The organism is Microbacterium sp. Beta, assembly GCF_005502545.1.
GTDB lineage: Bacteria > Actinomycetota > Actinomycetes > Actinomycetales > Microbacteriaceae > Microbacterium > Microbacterium oxydans.
In genome coordinates, this window is sequence record NZ_SCOG01000002.1 from 30,857 (window position 1) to 52,472 (window position 21,616).

20 protein-coding genes are annotated in these 21,616 nt (G+C 66.9%); all 20 read left to right on the forward strand.

What is annotated here, in order from left to right; all coding sequences use genetic code 11:
- Window positions 1-17 precede the first annotated feature (17 nt).
- The 20 genes from murF to dnaE all read left to right on the forward strand — a co-directional run bounded on the left by murF (window position 18) and on the right by dnaE (window position 21,587).
- The gene (gene murF, locus FFS56_RS02875) at window positions 18-1,430 is read left to right on the forward strand and encodes a UDP-N-acetylmuramoyl-tripeptide--D-alanyl-D-alanine ligase (RefSeq protein ID WP_127012064.1); all 1,413 of its coding nucleotides are present in this window, start codon (window positions 18-20) and stop codon (window positions 1,428-1,430) included.
- Window positions 1,427-2,533 (forward strand): phospho-N-acetylmuramoyl-pentapeptide-transferase, encoded by a 1,107-nt coding sequence (gene mraY / locus FFS56_RS02880; protein ID WP_046749324.1) that lies wholly within the window; start codon window positions 1,427-1,429, stop codon window positions 2,531-2,533. Before murF ends, mraY begins: the two co-directional genes overlap by 4 nt.
- Window positions 2,523-4,058, forward strand: coding sequence for a UDP-N-acetylmuramoyl-L-alanine--D-glutamate ligase (gene murD, locus FFS56_RS02885; RefSeq protein ID WP_127012065.1), 1,536 nt, complete (start codon window positions 2,523-2,525; stop codon window positions 4,056-4,058). Before mraY ends, murD begins: the two co-directional genes overlap by 11 nt.
- Entirely contained in the window at window positions 4,027-5,232 is a 1,206-nt protein-coding gene (ftsW, locus tag FFS56_RS02890; RefSeq protein WP_046749429.1) for a putative lipid II flippase FtsW, read from the forward strand. The genes murD and ftsW overlap by 32 nt, the downstream gene beginning before the upstream one ends.
- Window positions 5,229-6,305, forward strand: coding sequence for a UDP-N-acetylglucosamine--N-acetylmuramyl-(pentapeptide) pyrophosphoryl-undecaprenol N-acetylglucosamine transferase (locus FFS56_RS02895; protein WP_046749322.1), 1,077 nt, complete (start codon window positions 5,229-5,231; stop codon window positions 6,303-6,305). The genes ftsW and FFS56_RS02895 overlap by 4 nt, the downstream gene beginning before the upstream one ends.
- A gap of 39 nt (window positions 6,306-6,344) precedes the next feature.
- Window positions 6,345-7,745 carry a UDP-N-acetylmuramate--L-alanine ligase gene (gene murC / locus FFS56_RS02900; protein ID WP_046749321.1) on the forward strand — a complete coding sequence of 467 codons (1,401 nt, stop codon included), beginning with the start codon at window positions 6,345-6,347 and terminating at the stop codon, window positions 7,743-7,745.
- A gap of 3 nt (window positions 7,746-7,748) precedes the next feature.
- Window positions 7,749-8,681 (forward strand): FtsQ-type POTRA domain-containing protein, encoded by a 933-nt coding sequence (locus FFS56_RS02905; protein ID WP_046749320.1) that lies wholly within the window; start codon window positions 7,749-7,751, stop codon window positions 8,679-8,681.
- A 164-nt stretch (window positions 8,682-8,845) separates the two neighbouring features.
- Window positions 8,846-9,988, forward strand: coding sequence for a cell division protein FtsZ (gene ftsZ / locus FFS56_RS02910; RefSeq protein WP_127012066.1), 1,143 nt, complete (start codon window positions 8,846-8,848; stop codon window positions 9,986-9,988).
- Window positions 9,985-10,692 carry a YggS family pyridoxal phosphate-dependent enzyme gene (locus FFS56_RS02915; RefSeq protein ID WP_082108726.1) on the forward strand — a complete coding sequence of 236 codons (708 nt, stop codon included), beginning with the start codon at window positions 9,985-9,987 and terminating at the stop codon, window positions 10,690-10,692. Before ftsZ ends, FFS56_RS02915 begins: the two co-directional genes overlap by 4 nt.
- Window positions 10,693-10,735: 43 nt before the next feature.
- Window positions 10,736-11,209, forward strand: a complete 474-nt coding sequence (gene sepF, locus FFS56_RS02920) for a cell division protein SepF (RefSeq protein ID WP_046749318.1) — start codon at window positions 10,736-10,738, stop codon at window positions 11,207-11,209.
- 3 nt (window positions 11,210-11,212) lie between these two features.
- Window positions 11,213-11,512 (forward strand): YggT family protein, encoded by a 300-nt coding sequence (locus FFS56_RS02925; protein WP_046749317.1) that lies wholly within the window; start codon window positions 11,213-11,215, stop codon window positions 11,510-11,512.
- A gap of 181 nt (window positions 11,513-11,693) precedes the next feature.
- A complete protein-coding gene (locus tag FFS56_RS02930; protein ID WP_046749316.1) occupies window positions 11,694-12,284 on the forward strand; it encodes a DivIVA domain-containing protein in 591 nt (196 codons plus the stop codon).
- 9 nt (window positions 12,285-12,293) lie between these two features.
- Complete coding sequence (lspA, locus tag FFS56_RS02935) at window positions 12,294-12,968, forward strand: signal peptidase II (protein WP_249352931.1); 675 nt, start codon at window positions 12,294-12,296, stop codon at window positions 12,966-12,968.
- A gap of 2 nt (window positions 12,969-12,970) precedes the next feature.
- Window positions 12,971-13,891, forward strand: coding sequence for an RluA family pseudouridine synthase (locus tag FFS56_RS02940; protein WP_046749314.1), 921 nt, complete (start codon window positions 12,971-12,973; stop codon window positions 13,889-13,891).
- Between the two features lie 50 nt (window positions 13,892-13,941).
- The gene (locus FFS56_RS02945; protein ID WP_127012068.1) at window positions 13,942-14,541 is read left to right on the forward strand and encodes a GNAT family N-acetyltransferase; all 600 of its coding nucleotides are present in this window, start codon (window positions 13,942-13,944) and stop codon (window positions 14,539-14,541) included.
- 31 nt (window positions 14,542-14,572) lie between these two features.
- Complete coding sequence (locus tag FFS56_RS02950; protein ID WP_046749312.1) at window positions 14,573-15,163, forward strand: sigma-70 family RNA polymerase sigma factor; 591 nt, start codon at window positions 14,573-14,575, stop codon at window positions 15,161-15,163.
- The gene (locus FFS56_RS02955; RefSeq protein ID WP_046749311.1) at window positions 15,150-16,277 is read left to right on the forward strand and encodes a hypothetical protein; all 1,128 of its coding nucleotides are present in this window, start codon (window positions 15,150-15,152) and stop codon (window positions 16,275-16,277) included. The genes FFS56_RS02950 and FFS56_RS02955 overlap by 14 nt, the downstream gene beginning before the upstream one ends.
- A gap of 38 nt (window positions 16,278-16,315) precedes the next feature.
- Window positions 16,316-16,921 carry a sigma-70 family RNA polymerase sigma factor gene (locus FFS56_RS02960; protein WP_127012070.1) on the forward strand — a complete coding sequence of 202 codons (606 nt, stop codon included), beginning with the start codon at window positions 16,316-16,318 and terminating at the stop codon, window positions 16,919-16,921.
- Entirely contained in the window at window positions 16,896-17,996 is a 1,101-nt protein-coding gene (locus FFS56_RS02965) for a hypothetical protein (RefSeq protein ID WP_127012071.1), read from the forward strand. Before FFS56_RS02960 ends, FFS56_RS02965 begins: the two co-directional genes overlap by 26 nt.
- Before the next feature lie 72 nt (window positions 17,997-18,068).
- Entirely contained in the window at window positions 18,069-21,587 is a 3,519-nt protein-coding gene (gene dnaE / locus FFS56_RS02970; RefSeq protein ID WP_127012072.1) for a DNA polymerase III subunit alpha, read from the forward strand.
- Window positions 21,588-21,616: the final 29 nt, after the last annotated feature.

The window sequence follows — 21,616 nt, forward strand, 5'->3', positions numbered from 1 at the left end:
CCGCGCATGGAGATGACATGATCGCCCTGACGCTCGCTGAGATCGCCGCCGCAGTCGGCGGTGATCTTCGCGTGGTCGCACCAGACACACCCGAGACCGTGGTCGATGGCCTGGTCGACACGGATTCGCGGATGATGGGCCCCGGCTCGATCTTCGTGGCCAAACCCGGAGCCGAGACCGACGGCCACCGATTCGTCGGATCCGCCGTCGAGGCGGGCGCCGTGCTGGCCATCGTCGAGCATCCCGTCGACATCGCGGTGAGCCAGATCATCGTCGCGGATGCCGTCACCGCACTCGGCGCACTCGCCAGAGATGTCGTCGCGCGGGTCCGAGCCGCAGGTCGGCTCCGCATCGTCGGCATCACGGGATCCAACGGCAAGACCACCACCAAGAACTTCCTCGCACGCATCCTCGAGGACGAGGGCGAGACCGTCGCGCCCGTGAAGTCGTTCAACAACGAAGTCGGCGCTCCCGTCACCATGCTTCGTGTCACGGAGAGCACGCGGTACCTCGTGAGCGAGTTCGGAGCGGCGGCTCCGGGAAGCATCGCCCACCTCGCCGGCCTCGTGGAGCCCGACATCGCTGTGGTGCTGATGGTCGGCATGGCGCACGCCGGCGGCTTCGGCGGAATCGAAGCGACGGCGAAGGCCAAGGCCGAGCTCGTCGCGGCGGCCCGGGTGCCGGGGACTGCCGTCCTGAACGTCGACGACCCCAGAGTCGCGGCGATGCGAGAGCTCGCGGACTCCCGCGGGCTGCGCACGGTCGGCTTCGGCCAGGGCCCGACGGCCGATGTGCGGGCCCGCGACATCGAGGTGTCGGCCTCCGGCACCTCCTGCATCGTCGAGGTCGGCGGGCAGAGCCTGCCCCTGCGGCTCCGGGTCCTCGGGGCTCACCACATCTCCAACGCTCTGGCAGCGATCGCCTCGGCGCTGGTCCTCGGCGTCTCGCCCGTCGATGCCGTGGCTCGTCTGGAGGCCGTCGAGATCGCCGAACGGTGGCGGATGCAGCCCCTGGGCAACGACCGCGTGCGGATCATCAACGACGCCTACAACGCCAGCCCGGATTCCATGGCCGCTGCCTTGCGTACTCTCGCGCAGATCACCGGCCCCGAAGAGCGCACGGTCGCCGTCCTCGGTGCCATGAGCGAGCTCGGGGAGAGCGCGGGGGAGGCGCACGACCGGATCGGGCTGCTCGCCGTGCGTCTGAACATCCAGCGGATCGTGGTCGTCGGCGCTGAGGCGCGACGGCTGTATCTCGCCGCCGTCGGAGAGGGCTCGTGGGACAGCGAGGCTGTGCATCTGCCCGACCAGGACGCGGCGTTCGAGTATCTGCGCACCGAGCTCCGCGACGGCGATCGCGTGCTCGTGAAGTCATCCAACTCCGTGGGCCTCCGGCATCTCGGCGATCGTCTGGGAGAATTGTTCTCGTGAGGTCTCTCATCATGTCGGCGGCGATCTCGCTCGCCTTCACCCTGTTCCTGACCCCCGTCTTCCTCCGGCTCTTCCGGAAGTGGGGCTGGGGGCAGGTGATCCGCACCCCGGAGTCCGTCCACAACCCGAGCCACGAAGCGAAACGCGGAACGCCGACGATGGGCGGCGTCATCTTCATCGTCGGCTCGATGGTGGGCTACTTCACCGGTGTTCTGGTCAGCGGAGAGGTGCCGGCGCTCTCGGCGCTGCTCGTGATCTGGCTGATGGTCGGTTTCGGTGCCGTCGGGTTCATCGACGACTACATGAAGGTGCGCAGCCAGCGCAGTCTCGGACTGTCGGGCTGGCGCAAGGTGATCGGTCAGCTGCTGGTCATGATCCCCTTCGGCATCGTCGCGCTGAACTTCCCGAACAAATGGGGCCAGACGCCGGCGAGTTCCGCGATCTCCCTGTTCCGCGACATCACCTGGCTCAACCTCTTCGCCTTCGGCGTGATCCTCGGGTGGATCCTCTATCTCGTGTGGATCTCGATCATCGGGGTCGCCACCTCGAACAGCGTGAACCTGACCGACGGTCTCGACGGTCTCGCGGCCGGAGCCGGCGTCATCGTCGTCGGCGCGTACAGCCTCATCGCCTTCTGGCAGTTCAAGCAGCCCTGCATCGGCGGAGACCCCGATGCCCTGGGCGGATGCTACGAAGTGCGCGACCCGTTCAACCTGGCGATCATCGCCGCGTCCTTCGCCGCCAGCCTGATCGGATTCCTGTGGTGGAACGCCCCCAAGGCGAAGGTCTTCATGGGCGACGTCGGATCCATGGCGATCGGTGGTGTCATCACCGCGATGGCCATCCTGACCCGGACCGAGCTGCTCCTGCTCGTGATCGCCGGTGTCTTCGTCCTGTCCTCCGGTTCGGTCATCCTGCAGCGCGCATACTTCAAGATCACGCGCGGCAAGCGGCTGTTCCTGATGAGCCCGTTCCACCACCACCTCGAGATGCGCGGCTGGTCCGAGGTCACGATCGTGGTCCGCATGTGGATCATCGCCGGGCTGCTCGCCGTCTCTGCCGTCGGTCTGTTCTACGTCGAATGGCTGACCCGTGTCGACTGATCGGCTGGCAGGCCTCACCAGCTGGAACGCCGACTGGAGCGGCCTGCGGGTCGCCGTGCTCGGCCTCTCCATGACCGGGTTCTCGGTCGCCGACACGCTGGCCGAACTCGGCGCGGACGTGCTCGTGCTGAGCGAAGCCGCCGAAGAGGAGTACGAGCGTCTGCTTCCTGTCATCGGCGCCCGGCTCGAGCTGGGTCCGCTTGCAGAAGTCCCTGCCGTGCTGGTCGAGTTCGCCCCCGAGGTCATCGTCGCCTCGCCGGGGTTCTCGCCGTCGCACCCGGTCATCCGATGGGCGCAGGATTCGGATGTCGCGATCTGGGGAGACGTCGAACTCGCCTGGCGCGTCCGTGACAAGGTCCTGCGCTCCGACGGCACACCGGCGGACTGGGTGCTCATCACGGGCACGAACGGCAAGACCACGACGACCCAGCTGACAGCCACCCTCCTCGTCGAGGGAGGACTGCGTGCGGCTCCGTGCGGCAACATCGGTGTGCCGGTGCTCGACGCGGTACGCGACCCCGCAGGGTTCGACGTCCTCGTGGTCGAACTCTCCAGCCATCAGCTCTGGTACCTGGGGCAGTCGCGGGCCGAGGGGGAGCTCTTCCCCTACGCGTCCGTGTGCCTCAACCTCGCCGACGATCATCTCGTCTGGCATGGGAGCGCTCGGGCCTACCGCGACGCGAAGGCCGTGGTCTACCGCAACACCCGGATCGCGTGCGTCTACAACAAGGCGGACGAGGCCACACGGCAGATGGTCGAGGAGGCGGAGGTCGTCGAAGGCGCTAGGGCGATCGGCTTCGACCTGGGGATCCCCGGTCCGAGCGACCTCGGCGTGGTGGAGGGCCTTCTCGTCGACAGGGCCTTCCTCGACGACCGGTCTCGCAGCGCTCTCGAGCTGACGACCGTCGCCGACCTCGAGGCTGCGGGTCTCGCCGCTCCCCATATCGTGCAGAACATCCTCGCAGCGAGCGCCTTGGCGCGGTCGCTCGGCGTCGAGCCCGAGGCCATCCACACGGCCCTGCAGTCCTTCCGCCTCGATCCTCACCGCATCCAGGTGATCGCGCGGCATCGCGGCATCACGTGGATCGACGACTCCAAGGCCACCAACCCGCATGCGGCCGCGTCATCATTGCGCGCGTACCCCGGAGCCGTATGGGTGCTCGGCGGGGATCTGAAGGGGGTCGACATCTCCGACCTCGTCGCCGACGTCGGGACGACAGCCCGGGCGGCCGTCGTGATCGGCGTCGAGCGCTCTGCCGTGGTCACGGCATTCCGGCGACACGCGCCCGGGGTGCCGGTGTTCGAGGTCGATGCTGGTGACACTGGACAGGTCATGAACCGTGTCGTGGAGATCGCCGCGGGAATCGTCGACGACGAGGGAACAGTCCTGCTGGCCCCGGCGGCGGCATCCTTCGATCAGTTCTCCGGCTACGCGGAACGGGGCCATCGCTTCGCCGAGGCGGTGCGGGACTGGATCGACCGGGGGAGTGCCGATGACACAGGTATCCCGCCCTCCGCGCTCTGAAGCCGGCGGTCTCGCTGCCAGGGTCTCGCTCGGACGCCGGTTCACCCCGGTGTCGACCGAGTTCCTGCTGATCGCGTCCACCGCCCTGCTGCTCACTCTGTTCGGCCTCGTGATGGTGTTGTCGGCGACCAGCGCCACCGCCGTGTCCAAGGGCGTCAATCCGCTGGACGGTGTGCTTCGTCAAGGGGTTTTCGCACTCCTCGGCATCCCGCTGATGTTCCTGATCAGCCGCCTGCCGATCGAGTTCCTCAAGCGGATGGCGTGGCCGGCACTCTTCGGCGCCGTGGCCCTGCAGATGCTGGTGTTCACCCCGCTCGGGATCGAAGACGGCGGAAACCGGAACTGGATCCGGATCGCAGGCTTCACGCTCCAGCCGTCCGAGTTCCTCAAGCTCGCTCTCGCCCTGTGGATCGCGGCCGTGCTGCTACGCAAGCGCGCGATGCTCGGAACCTGGCATCACGTCTTCATCCCGGTGATCCCGGTCGGGGCACTGGCGATCGGCACCGTCCTCGCGGGGAAGGACCTCGGCACGGCGATGGTCCTGGTGCTCATCCTGCTCGGCTGTCTGTTCTTCTCGGGGGTCAAGCTCCGGCTGTTCATCATCCCGCTGATCCTCGGCGTCGTCGCCGTGCTCGCCTATGCGCTGTCCAGCGAGGATCGCATGCGGCGCATCACCGCGACGTGCGACAACATGGCGCTCTACTACACCGATTGCTACCAGTCGATCCACGGGATCTGGGGAATGGCGACCGGTGGCATCTTCGGTCTCGGTCTCGGCAACTCGCAGGAGAAGTACGGGTGGCTCCCTGCGGCGGGCAACGACTTCATCTTCGCCATCGTCGGCGAGGAGCTGGGACTGATCGGGTGCATCGTCGTTCTCGCCCTCTTCACGTTCTTCACGATCGGCGCGTTCCATATCATCCGCAAGACCTCCGACCCCTTCATCCGGGTGGCGGCCGGCGGCATCACCGTGTGGATCGTCGGCCAGGCCGTCATGAACGTCGGCGTCGTCATCGGCGTCTTCCCCGTCATGGGTGTCCCGCTCCCATTCATGTCGCAGGGCGGCACCGCTCTGCTCGCCGTGCTGATCGCGTGCGGTGTGCTGCTCGCATTCGCGCGCACGATCCCTGTGACCGAGAAGCGACCAGCTGAGCGGGGTAGGGTCACCAGGTGACTTCGTATCTCCTCGCCGGCGGTGGCACCGCCGGTCACGTCAATCCCCTGCTCGCGGTCGCCGATGGCCTCCGCGCCCGCGATCCCGAGGCCACCGTTCTCGTGCTCGGCACTGCCGAGGGGCTCGAATCCCGTCTGGTCCCTGCACGCGGTTACGAGCTCCTCATCGTCGACAAGGTGCCGTTCCCGCGCCGACCGAACAAGCAGGCGATGTCGTTCCCCGCACGGTTCCGTCGCGCCGTCTCCCAGGTGCGCGCCCATATCCGTCAGCACGGCATCGACGTGGTCGTCGGCTTCGGGGGATACGCTTCCGCGCCTGCCTATGTCGCTGCTCGCCGTGAGCGCGTGCCGTTCGTCGTGCACGAGGCCAATGCCAAGCCGGGGTTGGCGAACGTGCTCGGTGCGCGGCGGGCAGCTGCCGTCGGCGTCGCGTTCGAGGGGACCCCGCTTCGTGGTGGCGAGGTCGTCGGCATGCCTCTGCGCCAAGAGGTCATCGCTCTGGACCGCGCGGCGTCGCGCGCTGAAGCGGCGGACTACTTCGGTCTCGACCCCGAACGGCCCGTCCTCCTGGTCTTCGGCGGCTCGCTGGGCGCGCAGCGACTCAATGAGGCGCTCGCTGATTCATGGCGAGACGTCCTCGACGCCGGATGGCAGCTGCTGCACGTGACCGGTGAGCGCAGTGATCTGGCAGATCCCGGTACGGACGGCTACGTGCTGCGCCGCTACGTCGACCGCATGGATCTTGCCTTCGCCGTCGCGGATCTGATCGTCTCCCGTTCCGGTGCGGCGACCGTGAGCGAGGTGAGCGCGCTGGGGATACCCGCGCTCTACGTCCCGTACTCCGTGGGAAACGGCGAGCAGCGCCTGAACGCCGCATCGGCCGTCGCTGCCGGAGCTGCCGAGCTGCTCGACGATGCGACCTTCGACGGCGATGCCGTGCGGCGCATCGTGGTGCCGCTGCTCGAAGACCCGGCGCGGATCGCGGAGATGGCTGCCGCTGCCCAGACGGCCGGAACCCGCGCAGGAACCGAGAACGTCATCACCCTCATCGACCGTGCGCTCGCGGCTGCCTGACGCGTCCACGAAGCGGAAGAAAAGTAGACTGAAGCGGACATGATCAGACCCGACCTCTCCCTCCCCATTCCCGAGACGATCACCTCCGCGCACTTCATCGGCATCGGTGGATCCGGGATGAGCGGACTCGCCAAGATGTTCCTCGACGCGGGCATCCGCGTGTCCGGCAGCGACCGCGCAGACAGCGACAACCTGCGGGCGCTGGCCGCCGCGGGGGCGACGGTCCACGTCGGTCATGATGCCGCCCACCTCGGTGATGCCGACACGGTCGTGCACACCGGCGCCATCTGGCCGGAGAATCCCGAGTTCGTCACCGCCAAGGAGCGGGGCCTCCACGTCATCCACCGGTCCCAGGCTCTGCACTGGCTGATCGGCACGCGGCGCCTCGTCTCGGTGGCGGGTGCGCACGGCAAGACCACCTCGACGGGCATGATCGTCACGGCGTTGCGCGACCTCGACGTCGACCCGCACTTCGTCAACGGCGGCGTGATCGAGCAGCTCGGCGTGTCCAGCGCCACCGGGAGCGGCGACCTCTTCGTCATCGAGGCAGACGAGTCCGATGGCACCTTCCTCCTGTACGACACGGCTGTGGCGCTCATCACGAACGTCGACCCCGACCACCTCGACCACTACGGCTCCGACGAAGCCTTCCATCAGGCGTTCGTGCAGTTCGCGGACGCCGCGACCGAGGCCGTGGTGATCTCGAGCGACGACGCCGGCGCACTGCGCGTCGGTGCGGGCCTGTCGCACCCGAACGTGCTCACCTTCGGGCAGGCAGACGGCGCGGATGTGCGCGTCACCGACATCGTGGCTGCGGGACCGGTCGCCGCCACGCTGACGCACGGCGACGAGCACGCCCGGATGCAGCTCGCCGTCCCCGGCATCCACAACGCGATCAATGCGGCCGGCGCCGTCGCCGTTCTCCGCGCCCTCGGCTATCCGCTCGGCGACGCCGTTCGTGCGGTGGAGGGCTTCGCCGGTACGGTGCGTCGCCTCGAGCAGCACGGCGTCGAGCGTGGGGTCACCGTGTACGACGACTACTCGCACCACCCCACGGAGGTGCGAGCAGCGCTCGAAGCCATGCGCAGCATCGCCGGGTCCGGTCGGATCATCGCGATCCAGCAGCCTCACACCTACTCGCGCACGCAGCACATGTACCAGGAGTTCGCCGACGTCCTGGAGCAGTTCGCCGACCACACCGTGATGCTCGACGTCTACGGGGCCAGGGAAGACCCCGTGCCCGGTGTCACGGGCGAGCTCGTCAGCGGTGCCTTCCGTGACCCGTCGCGCGTCCACTATGTCGCAGACTGGCAGCAGGCCGCCGACTACACCGCCTCGGTCGCGCGAGACGGCGACTTCGTCGTCACGCTCGGGTGCGGCAACGTCTACCAGATCATCCCGCAGGTCCTGGACTCTCTGCGCCGGACCGACGAGGAGTAGCCGATGCGCCGGCCCGCACCGCTTCCGACCAGCCCGGAGTCTCCGGACGAGAAGGACGCCGCGCCGGAGGAGAGGTCCCGTCGGCGGCGACGCGATCCCGGAGCCGGTCAGGACACTCCGTCGACTCCTGACCCGGCACCCGGCGAGGAGCCGGACAGCACCTCGGTCGGCGACCCGCAGCAGACGTCGACGATGGATGTCTGGCGCGCGGCACGTGCGCGTCGGAAGGCTCTTCGTGCGGAGATCCGGCGTTTCACGCAGAGGTCGCGGCGGCGGAGGATCGTCTGGTTGAGCAGCATCGGCGCCGCACTGCTGCTGGTCGGGGGCAGCGTCGCCGCAGCGTACAGTCCGCTGTTCGCCGTGCAGAAGATCACCGTCGAAGGTGCCACGAGTCTCGATCCCGCCGCGATCGAGGCGGCACTGGGGGATCAGCTCGGCACTCCACTCGCACTGGTCGACTCCAGCAAGGTGAAGGCCGCGTTGCTGGGCTTCCCTCTCATCGAGACATACGCCCTCGAAGCGCGCCCGCCGCATGACCTCACCGTGCGGATAGTCGAGCGCACTCCCGTCGGCGTGCTCCGCTCCGACGCCGGTTACACACTGGTGGACGCCGCCGGCGTGGTCCTTTCGACCACCTCCGATCAGCCGGCAGGGCAGCCGGTGCTCGACGTCGTCGGGGGTGTCGAATCGGCGGCGTTCCGGAGCGCTGGCCTCGTCGTGCGCACCCTTCCCGCGGACGTCCGCGCCGCTCTGACCGGTGTCCGCGCGACGACGGCGGACGACGTGACCCTCACCCTCAACGGCGGGCTGACGGTGGTCTGGGGGAGTGCGGAGGAGTCGGCGCTGAAGGCCGTCGTGCTCTCGAAGACGATGGCGGCGAATCCGGCGGCGGGCTCGATCGACGTGACGTCTCCCGAAGTCGCCGTCGTCGGCTGAGCGCTTTCGTCGGGAATGAGGCGACACGCCCGTGTCTTCGCGCGTGCACGGCCGGGCGGCGCTTACCTTCGATCAAAGAGAACGCAATACCGGGAAATACTTTACACCTCTAGTTGAGGTTTAAGGTTCACCCACTTCCAGGCTCGAATAATCGGAGGCCGGCCATGAGCCAGAACCAGAACTACCTCGCCGTGATCAAGGTCGTCGGCGTCGGCGGTGGCGGCGTCAACGCCGTGAACCGCATGATCGATCTCGGCCTCCGCGGAGTCGAGTTCATCGCCGTGAACACCGATGCGCAGGCGCTGCTCATGAGCGACGCCGACGTCAAGCTCGACGTCGGTCGTGAACTCACTCGCGGTCTCGGTGCAGGTGCCGACCCCGAGGTGGGGCGTCGTGCCGCCGAGGACCACGCCGAGGAGATCGAGCAGGCGCTGACCGGGGCCGACATGGTCTTCGTGACGGCGGGAGAGGGTGGCGGTACCGGAACCGGCGGGGCGCCCGTCGTGGCGCGCATCGCGAAGTCCATCGGCGCCCTCACCATCGGTGTCGTGACCAAGCCGTTCTCCTTCGAGGGGCGCCGTCGCCAGAGCCAGGCTGAGGCCGGCGTCTCCAAGCTCAAGGAAGAGGTCGACACCCTCATCGTGGTGCCGAACGACCGTCTCCTCGAGATCAGCGACCGCGGTATCTCGATGATCGAGGCGTTCGCCACGGCCGACCAGGTACTCCTCGCCGGTGTGCAGGGCATCACGGATCTCATCACGACCCCCGGTCTCATCAACCTCGACTTCGCCGACGTCAAGTCCGTGATGCAGGGAGCAGGCTCCGCGCTCATGGGCATCGGCTCCGCTCGCGGTGCAGATCGCGCGATCAAGGCCGCAGAGCTGGCTGTGGAGTCCCCGCTCCTCGAAGCGAGCATCGAGGGTGCGCACGGCGTTCTGCTGTCGATCCAGGGTGGTTCCAACCTCGGTATCTTCGAGATCCATGACGCGGCAGACCTCGTCAAGGAAGCCGCTCACCCCGAGGCAAACATCATCTTCGGTACCGTCATCGACGACACGCTCGGCGACGAGGTGCGCGTGACCGTGATCGCAGCAGGCTTCGACGGCGGTGAGCCCTCGCTGCGGCTGGACCCGATGGTCGTCTCCCGGCCCTCGACGACTCCGCTCCCCGAGGTGGCGCTCGACGAGGAGACGGACAACAAGCCTGAGCCGGTCAAGCCCGAGCCGATCCACCAGCGCGTTCCGACCACCAGCATCGAGCCGGCTTTCGCGGACGACGACATCGACATCCCTGAATTCCTGAAGTGACCTCTCCGGTCGACGGCCCTGGGCTCGCGCCTCTGGCTGCGCGGCTGTCGGCGATCGATGACAGGATCGCCGCAGCCGCGCAAGCCGTGGGACGCAATCACGACGAGATCACCAGGATCGTGGTGACGAAGTTCCATCCGGCGTCGCTGGTGCGTGATCTGCACGAGCTCGGAGTGCGCGACGTCGGCGAGAACCGTCAGCAGGAGCTGTCGGCGAAGGAGAGCGAGCTCACCGAGCTGGATCTGCGGTGGCATTTCATCGGCCAGGGCCAGACCAACAAGGCGAGTGCGATCCGACGGAGCGCGTCAGTCGTGCATTCGGTCGATCGCGACCGCTTCGCCGACGCCCTGCACCGCGCGGCCGATGATGACGATCAGCTCGATGTGCTGGTGCAGATCAACCTCACCGACGATCCCGGCCGCGGGGGAGCGGTGCCGGCGCAGGCGGTCGCTCTCGCGGAGCACGTCCTCTCGCTGCCGTCGTTGCGCCTGCGCGGCGTGATGGCGGTGGCGCCGCTCGACGAGGAGCCTGCCTCCGCCTTCGCACGATTGCACGGCATCGCGGAGAGCGTCCGTGCGATCGACCCTTCGGCATCGTGGATCTCTGCCGGGATGACGGGGGACTTCGTCGAGGCGATCGCCGCCGGCGCGACACACCTGCGGATCGGTTCCGCAATCACCGGCCCCCGGCCTGACCGGGGTTAACCTGTGAACAGACCAGCCCGACACGTTCGAACCGGAGGACACGATGGGTAACCCACTGAAGAAGACCATGGTGTATCTCGGCCTCGCCGACGAGGAAGAGGTCTACGAAGAAGAAGCGCAGGCGCCCGCCCGCGCTCACCGCGAACGCGATCGTGACCGCGAGGAGCCGGCACCGGCCCCCGTCACGCCGCTTCGCCGCCCCGTCGCCGTCCGCCAGCCGTCTGCAGGAGCCGTGAACGAGATCCTCACCGTCCACCCGAAGCAGTACCGTGACGCCCAGTTGATCGCGGAGAGCTTCCGCGAGGGTGTCCCGGTCATCATCAACCTCTCGCAGATGAGCGATGCCGATGCGCGTCGCCTCATCGACTTCGCGAGTGGGCTCTCGCTCGGCCTCTACGGCCGGATCGAGCGCGTGACCTCGAAGGTGTTCCTGCTGTCGCCGGAGAACATCGCGGTCTCGGGTCACGGGGGCATCGCACACGCAGACGCTGAGTCTGCGAGCTTCGACCAGTCGTAGCCCGTGCAGCTGGTCTCGGTCCTCGCGAGCATCGTTCATCTGGTGCTCCTCCTGTACGTCATCGTGCTCTTCGCGCGGCTGATCCTGGACTACATCCCGATGTTCAATCGGGAATGGAGGCCCAAGGGCTTCGGCCTCGTCGCCGCCGAAGCGGTCTACACGCTCACCGATCCCCCCATCCGGTTCTTCCGACGGATCATCCCGCCGCTGCGGATCGGCTCGCTGTCGCTCGACTTCGGGTTTGCACTCACACTGCTGATCGTCCTGATTCTGATGAACATCGTCCGACTGTTCGTCCGCTGAATCACCGGCGTGTCCCGTGTTCCGGCTGCGGTGAGTTCCCGCTCTCTGAGTGTCGTGACATCGCGGCACCGATGCGCGGGGGCTATGCTGGCACCCAGGTGCGCGCCCCGGGTTCGCGCCACATCACGACCACGCCATACATCGATACTGGCAATCGAACTCATCGAAAGAGGAGCCACCCATGGCACTTACCCCGGATGACGTCGTCACCAAGCAGTTCCAGCACGTCCGCTTCAAGGACGGCTTCGACCCGGACGAGGTGGACGACTTCCTCGACGAGATCGTCATCGAGTGGCGCAAGGCTCTCGAGGAGAACGTCGAGCTGAAGGCCAAGCTGGCCGCGTACGAGTCCGGTGCTGCCCCTGAGGCCGCCGCTCCCGCTGTCGAGGCCCCCGCCGCCGCTCCTGTCGCCGAGGCTCCGGCAGAGCCGGCTCCGACCGGATCCGCGACCGCCACCGCCGGCATCATCGAGCTCGCACAGCGTCTGCACGACGAGCACGTGGCCGAGGGTGAGGCCAAGCGCAACCAGCTCATCTCCGAGGCTGAGACCGAGGTCGCTCGCATCCGCACCGAGGCCGAGGCCAAGCAGCGCGAAGAGACCGCACGCCTCGAGCGCGAGCGCAACACGCTCGAGGCTCGGATCACCGAGCTCCGCAACTTCGAGCGCGACTACCGCTCGCAGCTGCGCGGCTACATCGAGGGCCAGCTCCGCGAGCTTGACGAGAAGTCGACCTCCACGGACTCGACCCCCGTCTCCGCGATCGGTCTGTAAGGCGCCCTCTTGTCAGGACGCCGTCCCCTTCCTCGGTCGGCGGCCGGCGCGATCGTTGCGATTCTCGCGGCGCTCGTGCTGGCCGCCGATCAGTTTGTGAAGTACCTCACGATCGAGAACCTGCCCTATCAGGAGCCGGTTCCCGTGCTCGGCGAGTTCCTTCAGCTGTATTACGTGCGCAATCCCGGAGCTGCTTTCTCGCTCGGGTCCGAAGTCACGTGGATCTTCACCATCGCCCTCGCGGTCGTGGCAGGCGTGATCGTCTGGAAGGCATTCGGTCTCAAGTCCCGGCTGTGGGCTGTCGTCCTCGGTTGCCTTCTCGGCGGAGTGCTCGGCAATCTCAGCGACCGTCTTTTCCGCGAGCCCGGATTCCCTGTGGGACATGTCGTCGACATGATCTCGATGCCGTGGATGATGCCGGCGATCTTCAACGTCGCGGACGTCTTCATCGTGACGGGGATGATCTCCGTGGCGCTGCTCGTCGTGGTCGGCCTGCGCTTCGACGGGACGCGGGAACGCGATCACCAGCTCGTGCAGACCGAGGCCGAGGCCGAGGCCGCAGCGGCGGTCGAGGCGACCGACACCGATGACGACATGGTCGACGCAGCCGACGCGGCGCCCCTGCGAAAGGCCGATGACGACACGCCTTCGGAGGGCGCGGCACCCGCAGCGGAGGGACGTTGACCGTGGAGTCGCGGTCACTGCCTGTACCCGACGGTCTCGACGGCTCGCGTGTCGATGCGGCCCTGGCGAAGCTGATGGGTTTCTCCCGCACCTTCGCGGCTGACGTCGCCGCCGCCGGGGGAGTGCGTCTCGACGGCGTCACGCTCGACAAGTCCGATCGCTTGCGAGGAGGCGGCTGGCTCGACATCGAATGGCAGCCGAAGGAGGCGCCGAAGATCGTCCCGATCGCGGTGCCGGAGCTCGGCATCGTCTACGACGATGACGACATCGTCGTCGTCGACAAGCCGACGGGCGTCGCCGCTCATCCTTCCCTCGGCTGGGAGGGGCCCACCGTCGTCGGTGCCCTCGCCGCGGCGGGCTTCCGTGTCTCGACCAGCGGAGCGCCGGAGCGCCAGGGCGTGGTGCACCGGCTGGACGTGGGCACGAGCGGCCTGATGGTCGTCGCGAAGTCGGAGCACGCCTACACGGTGCTGAAGCAGGCGTTCAAGGACCGCACGGTCGAGAAGATCTATCACGCCGTCGTCCAAGGGCACCCGGACCCGCTCGCCGGCACGATCGACGCTCCGATCGGGCGCCACCCCAATCACTCCTGGAAGTTCGCCGTCGTCCCGGATGGGAAGCCGTCCGTCACGCACTACGAGACCCTCGAGGCTTTTCCCGGCGCATCGCTGCTCGAGATCCACCTCGAGACCGGCCGCACGCATCAGATCCGCGTGCACATGGCTGCGCACCGGCACCCGTGCGTCGGCGACCCCCTGTACGGCGCCGACCCGACGCTGTCGGCGCGGCTGGGGCTCACCCGCCAGTGGCTGCATGCGCATCAGCTCGCCTTCGCGCACCCGACGACGGGTGACTGGGTGCAGTTCGAGTCTCCCTATCCCGCGGATTTCGAGCACGCTCTGGATGTGCTGCGCGGGGAATGATCCCCGTGTCTCGCCGGACGTGTGTCCGTGAGGTGCGCGACACTGGGCGCATGACCATCGAGGTTCGTCCCGCGACCGATTTCGACGACGTCGCCACACTCGTCGGGCCGAGGAAGCCGACGTCGAACGTGTGCTTCTGCCTGAGCTATCGCATCGGAAGCAAGGAGAACGCTGGGCTGAGGGGTCAGGCTCGTGCCGATCGCGTGCGTGAACTCTGCCATCAAGATCCTCCTCCCGGAGTGATCGCGTACCTGGACGGGGAACCGGTCGGATGGGCGGCCCTCCAGCCGCGTCGTGAGACGAGCTTCGCCCGAAACCGGCTGATCCCGCACGTCGACGACCTCGACGTCTGGTCGCTATGGTGCTTCCGGGTTCGCCCTGGGTACCGGAAGCAGGGGATCACGCATGCGCTCGTCGAGGGCGCAGTCGCCTATGCGAGGGAGCGCGGAGCCCCGGCGATCGAGGGGTACCCCGTCGACAACGGCGACGAGAAGGTGAACTTGACGATGGCATACGTCGGCACTCGGTCGCTGTTCGAGAGCGCGGGGTTCGAGAGGGCCGCCGACACCCGGTCCGTGCTGGACGGGTTCCCCCGCGTCCTGATGCGGCTCGAACTCGGAGCATCGTCGACGTCGTCGAAGAAACCGTGAACCGCTCTGCGGCGCACGGCCAATACATAGCGTGACCACAGATAGCGAGATCATCCAGCGATCTCTTCAGCATCCGGCGGTGTTCGCCGAGCTCTTCGACAGACACGCGCGCGCCGTCAACGCCTTCGCCACGTATCGCATCGGCCGGCACGCGGCGGAAGACGTCCTGAGCGAGACATTCCTCGTCGCATTCCGCCGCCGAGCGGATTTCGACACAGACGTCGAGTCGGCGGCGCCGTGGCTCCTCGGCATAGCTTCGCGCTTGATCCGCCGCCATCGTGCGGTGGAAGCGAAACACTGGAGGTCTTTCGCAGCGTCCGTCTCTCAGCAGGATCATTCGTCGCTCGGAGGTCTGGACGACGCGATGTCGCGGGTCGACGCCGAGCGCGAGGTCGAGACCTTGAGAGCGCGTATAGCGGCCCTCGCGCCGAAGGACCGCGAGACCCTGCTGCTGTACGCCTGGCAGGGGATGAGCTACGACGAGGTCGCGGCGGCACTCGGCGTTCCCGTCGGAACCGTGCGATCGCGTTTGAACCGGGTTCGCGGACGGCTGGACTCCACCCGGAGGATCCAGGCATTCGAGCAACTGCAGCAGAAGGGGGAGTCCCTTGGACGTCTTTGAGAAGGTCGAGCAGACCAGGCCCGAGATCGAGGGCGAGGAGGAGAATCTCGCCGCGGCGCGGGCCGTCCTTCTGACGGAGATCCGAGAGGAACGGCGCCCCGCGGGGCCGCGCTCAGCTCGGCGACCCTGGTTCATCGCCGCAGGGGCTCTCGGGGCTGCGGCGGCGATTACGGTGGGCGTGCTCGTCGTGAACAGCGGCACCGCTCCCTCTCGGATCGTGGAGGCGGTGCCTACAGCTGAACCACGTGTGACGGACGTGCCGAGTCCGGCCCCGACGCTGACACCGGCTACGGCGCCGGAAATCCTTCAGGGCGCTGCGAACGCGGCAGCCGAGTTTGCTCCGCCTGCTCTGGGACCCGGACAGTACCTGCGGCATGGTTGGACGGAGGAGCACCTGGTGACTTTCGACCGGACGCTTGCCGATCAGGGATTCTCACCGGGGGACCTCGGAACGCGAGCAACGGCGACGAGCGGCTGGGTTATCGAACGAAGCGGGGCCGATTACAGCCCTGCAGATCTTCGCTCTCAGTGGTATCGGGAGACCGGTCCGTACCAGGTGACGAGGATCTTCGGCGACGAGGAGCTGGCGCGGACGTACTCGGATAGGTTCCTGCAGTACTCCGGACAAGGTCAGCGGTTGTCCCCCGAGGTGCCGTGGCTCCCTGAGAGCGCTGCCGAGAACATGCTCTGGTACTTCGACACCATGCCGCGCGACCCGCACGCGATGCTCGCGTGGATCCGTGACTATCAGGGACCTGACCGCGAGGGCTGGGAAGACGGCAAGGTCGGCTGGATGCTCATCGGGCTGCTGTCCTTCAACGTGGGCGACCCCGAGATGCGGGCGGCCATGTACCGTGCACTCAGCCTTCTGCCCGGGTCGACCGTCGGGCCGGAGCAGGAAGGTCAGCGTACGATCACCTTCGACTCACAGCTTGCAACGCCCGAGGGCGATGGGACCTCCCTGACGAGGTACACGGTGACGATCGAGGTGGGGACAGGGCTCGTCACCGAGACCACGGAGACCAGTGATGTCGGGCTGGGGATCATGCCGAGCGATGTCCCCGACACCCGGGTCAGGTACGAGATGAGCATCGTGGACGCGCTGCCCTGGTGAGTTTCGAACCGTCTTCGCCTTCTAGGGCAATACATAGTGTGAGCACAGACAGCGAGATCATTCAGCGGTCGCTCGGGCAGCCCCGGGCGTTCGCCGAACTGTTCGATCGGCATGCCGAGACGGTGGGAGGCTACGCCGCCCGCCGTCTTGGACCCGATGCAGGCGAAGACATCCTCAGTGAGACCTTCCTCGTCGCATTCGCACGGCGGAAGTCGTTCGATACAGCCTGGGACTCGGCCCTTCCGTGGTTGTACGGGATCGCGTCCCGTCTGATCAAGAAGCATCGGGCGCGAGAAGCCAAGCATCTGCGGTCGAGCGCAGCGTCTGCGGCCAGAGAAGAGCACATCTCCCTGGGCGATCTCGATGTGACGGTGGCCCGTCTCGACGCGGAGATCTCCACGCGTGAGCTCGCGCCGATGATCGCGTCGCTCTCCGCGAAGGATCGCGAGACGTTGCTCCTGTATGCATGGGGGGATCTCACCTATGAGGAGATCGCGATAGCCCTCGGCGTCCCGGTGGGGACGGTCCGTTCACGTATGAATCGGATCCGCACACGGCTGGACCCCGCGCGGCCGAGTGGCCGTCGCCGTGTCGTGAATGAGCAGGAAGGAGAGGTCGATGGACGTTTTCGAGCGAGTGCGTGAGGTCAACCGGGGCACTGGTCTGAGCGAGGAGCGGATCACCGCTGCAAGAGCGCGACTTCTCGACGGCATCGATGCCGGCGTGAGCGCGGAAAGGAAGCGGATCACCCGCCGCCCGGTGTTCGTGATCGCCGGAGCCGTAACAGGGTTGGCCGCGGCGACGGCGGGTGTCGTGGCCGTCAGCCAGTTGACGGCGCCGAGCCCGCAGGTCGAGGCGGTGCCCAGGGAAACCCTGCGACCGACGCCGCAATCAACGCCTGTTCCGCAGCCCAGCACCACCTCGGGTACGACGGTCACAGAGCCGTTCCCCGGTACCGCACTGCAGGCGGGGCAGTACCTCAGGATCGTGAACACCACGGAATCGATCGTCTACCGCGACGACCAGTCGATCTACTCGGCCTGGGCGGAGTCGGGCCTGAGCGGGGTCCAGCCGGTCGCGGCACTCATGCTCCGTGAGGAGAGCGAGGTATACATGCCAGCTGACCGTGCGTCCGAGTGGTCCGGCCGATTCGGTGTAGACGAACGCGTCGCGTACTTCCCGGCGAATCCGAGTTCTGACGGTGTCGCCGCATGGGACACACTCATGCCTCCCGGACAGGGGGCGCGTGAATGGGACAGCCGCGGCGGATTCGAGGGTGACGGGTACCCGCGCAGAGGGTCCGCGGAGTGGGCTGCCGCATTCCCGCGCGATCCGCAGGCGCTTCTCTATTTCGCTCGCACATACATGCGCGAGTACGAGCAGACGCCTGAACAAGCGAATGAGGCCGCTATCAGCACTCTTGTTGATGTCCTGCGATCGAACGTCGCGCCCGCAGATCTTCGGCAATCCCTACTCCAGGCGCTTCAGCTCACCGGCGTGGATTCCTCGTCGGCGAACGGCGTGGAGACGTACCGGATCAGGTATGAGCACATGGATCACCGGACCGACACGGTCTCGATCAACACGGCGACGGGGTGGGCCACCGAGTACACGCTGCGGTCGGATCGAATTGACACAGGTCAGGGGGACATGGTCCCCCCGACCGTGCCCGACATCCGGATGACGTATTCCGTGTCGATCGTCGACTCTGCCCCGTAGCCGCTCGGCGTGCCACCTTCCGGGCCCCGCCACCGACCTCCGGTGTCGGGGCCCCGCCGTAGACTCGAAGGCATGGCATCCGACTCTTTCGTCCACCTGCACGTGCACAGCGAATACTCGATGCTCGACGGTGCGGCGAAGATCAATGCGATGACCCAGGCGGCTGCCGAATACGGCATGCCCGCGATCGCCGTCACCGATCACGGCAACACCTTCGCGGCCTTCGAGTTCTACAACGCCGCACGAAACGCCGGCATCAAGCCCATCATCGGGCTCGAGGCGTACATGACCCCCGGTACCCACCGCAGCGACAAGACTCGCGTGCAGTGGGGCTCGCCCGACCAGAAGAGCGATGACGTCTCGGGTTCCGGCGCGTACACCCACATGACGATGTGGAGCCAGAGCACCGAGGGCATGCACAACCTCTTCCGCATCAGCTCGAGATCGAGCATGGAGGGGTACTACTTCAAGCCGCGTATGGACCGCGAGCTGCTCCAGACCTACGGCAAGGGACTCATCGCCACGACAGGCTGCCCTTCGGGGGAGATCCAGACACGTCTGCGACTGGGACAGTACGACGCGGCGCGCGCGGCGGCGGCCGAGTTCCAGGACATCTTCGGCAAGGAGAACTACTTCGCCGAGATCATGGACCACGGCCTGTCGATCGAGCGGCGCGTCATGACCGACCTGCTCCGGCTGTCGAAGGACCTGAACATCCCCCTGGTCGCCACCAACGACTCGCACTACACGCACCAGCACGAGGCCGACGCACACGAGGCTCTCCTCTGCGTGCAGTCGGGGTCGACGATGGACGACCCCAACCGGTTCAAGTTCGACGGCGACGGCTACTACATCAAGACAGCGGCCGAGATGCGGCAGCTCTTCCGAGACCACCCGGAAGCATGCGACAACACGCTGCTGATCGCCGAGCGGTGCGAGGTGGAGTTCAACACCTCCGCGAACTACATGCCGCGATTCCCGGTGCCGGACGGCGAGACCGAGGACAGCTGGCTCATCAAAGAGGTCGAGGCGGGGCTCCACTACCGCTACCCGGGTGGCATCCCCGACAAGGTGCGCAAGCAGGCCGAGTACGAGACCGGCATCATCCTGCAGATGGGGTTCCCCGGGTACTTCCTGGTCGTCGCCGACTTCATCAACTGGGCGAAGGACAACGGCATCCGGGTCGGTCCCGGCCGTGGCTCCGGTGCCGGATCGATGGTCGCGTACGCGATGAGGATCACCGACCTCGATCCGCTCGAGCACGGACTGATCTTCGAGCGATTCCTCAACCCCGACCGTGTATCGATGCCCGACTTCGACGTCGACTTCGATGACCGGCGCCGTGGCGAGGTCATCGACTACGTGACCGAGAAGTACGGCTCCGAGCGCGTCGCGCAGATCGTCACGTACGGCACCATCAAGTCCAAGCAGGCGCTGAAGGACGCCGGGCGCGTGCTCGGGTTCCCCTTCAGCATGGGGGAGCGTCTCACCAAGGCGATGCCGCCGCCCGTGATGGGCAAGGACATGCCCCTCGACGGCATGTTCGACTCGGCGCACCCGCGGTACAAGGAGGCGAGCGAGTTCCGCACCCTGATCGAGACCGATCCGGAGGCGAAGACCGTCTTCGACCGTGCGCTGGGTCTCGAGGGCCTGAAGCGTCAGTGGGGCGTGCACGCCGCCGGTGTGATCATGTCGTCCGACCCGTTGCTCGACATCATCCCGATCATGCGCCGTGAGCAGGACGGCCAGATCGTCACGCAGTTCGACTACCCGTCGTGCGAGTCGCTCGGTCTGATCAAGATGGACTTCCTGGGGCTCCGCAACCTCACGATCATCTCCGACGCGCTCGACAACATCCGCACCAACCGAGGTGAGGAACTCGACCTCGAGCACCTCGGCCTCGACGACCCCGGCGTGTACCAGCTGCTCGCCCGCGGAGACACCCTCGGTGTGTTCCAGCTCGACAGTCCGCCCCTGCGTTCCTTGATGCGGCTGATGAAGCCCGACAACTTCGGCGACATCTCGGCACTCATCGCCCTGTATCGTCCGGGGCCCATGGGCGCCAACTCGCACACGAACTACGCCCTGCGCAAGAACGGCCTGCAGGAGATCACTCCGATCCATCCCGAACTGGAAGCGCCTCTCGCCGAGATCCTGCAGGAGTCCTACGGGCTCATCATCTACCAGGAGCAGGTCATGGCCATCGCTCAGGCGGTCGCCGGCTTCAGCCTCGGACAGGCAGACATCCTCCGTCGTGCCATGGGCAAGAAGAAGAAGTCCGAGCTGGACAAGCAGTACGAGGGTTTCGCCGGCGGTATGAAGGAACGCGGCTTCGGCGAGGCGGCGATCAAGGCCCTGTGGGACATCTTGCTGCCCTTCTCGGACTACGCCTTCAACAAAGCGCACTCCGCCGCGTACGGCCTGGTGTCGTACTGGACCGCATACCTCAAGGCGCACTATCCCGCCGAGTACATGGCGGCGCTGCTCACCAGCGTCGGCGACTCCAAGGACAAGATGGCGCTGTACCTGAACGAGTGCCGTCGGATGGGCATCAAGGTGCTCCCGCCCGACGTCTCCGAATCGATCAACTTCTTCGCCGCCGTGGGCGACGACATCCGCTTCGGCCTCGGAGCCGTGCGCAACGTCGGCAGCAACGTCGTCGAGGGCATCGTCAAGGCCCGCAAGGACGAGCGCTTCACTTCGTTCCATCACTTCCTCGAGAAGGTTCCTCTGCACGTCTCGAACAAGCGCACCGTCGAGTCCCTGATCAAGGCGGGCGCGTTCGACTCCATGGGAGACACCCGTCGCGCGCTGTACGAGGTGCACGAAGACGCGGTCGAGGCGGCGGTCGACCGCAAGCGCAACGAGGCCCAGGGGGCGATCGGCTTCGACTTCGACAGCCTGTACGACGGGACCGAAGAGGTCGCGCCGGCGAAGGTCCCGGCCAGACCCGAGTGGGTCAAGAAGGACAAGCTCGCGTTCGAGCGGGAGATGCTCGGGCTCTACGTGTCGGACCACCCTCTCGCCGGACTCGAGGTACCGCTCGCGAAGCATGCGTCGATCTCGATCAACGATCTGAACAACTCCGAAGACCTGCAGGACGGCGACCAGGTGACGGTGGCCGGACTCGTGACCAGCGTGCAGCACCGCGTGGCCAAGGCGAGCGGAAACCCGTACGGCATGATCACCGTAGAGGACTTCAACGGTGAGGTCACCGTGATGTTCATGGGAAAGACCTACACCGAGTTCCAGCACACGCTGCAGCAGGACGCGATCCTCGCCGTGCGCGGGCGCGTGTCCAGGCGCGACGACGGGCTCAACCTGCACGCGCAGTCGGCGTTCGCTCCCGACGTAGGCTCTTTCGACGCCGCCGGTCCGCTGGCACTCGTCCTCGCCGAGCAGCGGGCGACCGAGCGGGTGATGATGGAACTCGCGGAGGTGCTCCGGCGCCACAACGGAGACACCGAGGTGGTGCTCCGCGTGCACCGGGGCGGCACGGCGAAGGTCTTCGAGGTGCCGATGCCCGTCAAGGTGTCCGCGGATCTGTTCGGTGACCTCAAGTCGCTGCTCGGGCCCACCTGTCTGGGGTGAGCGGGGTAGGATCGTGAGCCGTCGGCAGC

What these genes read in the sequence shown, in the direction of transcription:
- murF (WP_127012064.1), top strand. Translation starts at nt 18, where the DNA reads ATGATCGCCCTGACGCTCGCTGAGATCGCCGCCGCAGTCGGCGGTGAT.
- ftsW (WP_046749429.1), top strand. Translation starts at nt 4,027, where the DNA reads ATGACACAGGTATCCCGCCCTCCGCGCTCTGAAGCCGGCGGTCTCGCT.
- murC (WP_046749321.1), top strand. Translation starts at nt 6,345, where the DNA reads ATGATCAGACCCGACCTCTCCCTCCCCATTCCCGAGACGATCACCTCC.
- FFS56_RS02905 (WP_046749320.1), top strand. Translation starts at nt 7,749, where the DNA reads ATGCGCCGGCCCGCACCGCTTCCGACCAGCCCGGAGTCTCCGGACGAG.
- ftsZ (WP_127012066.1), top strand. Translation starts at nt 8,846, where the DNA reads ATGAGCCAGAACCAGAACTACCTCGCCGTGATCAAGGTCGTCGGCGTC.
- sepF (WP_046749318.1), top strand. Translation starts at nt 10,736, where the DNA reads ATGGGTAACCCACTGAAGAAGACCATGGTGTATCTCGGCCTCGCCGAC.
- FFS56_RS02930 (WP_046749316.1), top strand. Translation starts at nt 11,694, where the DNA reads ATGGCACTTACCCCGGATGACGTCGTCACCAAGCAGTTCCAGCACGTC.
- FFS56_RS02945 (WP_127012068.1), top strand. Translation starts at nt 13,942, where the DNA reads ATGACCATCGAGGTTCGTCCCGCGACCGATTTCGACGACGTCGCCACA.
- FFS56_RS02965 (WP_127012071.1), top strand. Translation starts at nt 16,896, where the DNA reads ATGGACGTTTTCGAGCGAGTGCGTGAGGTCAACCGGGGCACTGGTCTG.
- dnaE (WP_127012072.1), top strand. Translation starts at nt 18,069, where the DNA reads ATGGCATCCGACTCTTTCGTCCACCTGCACGTGCACAGCGAATACTCG.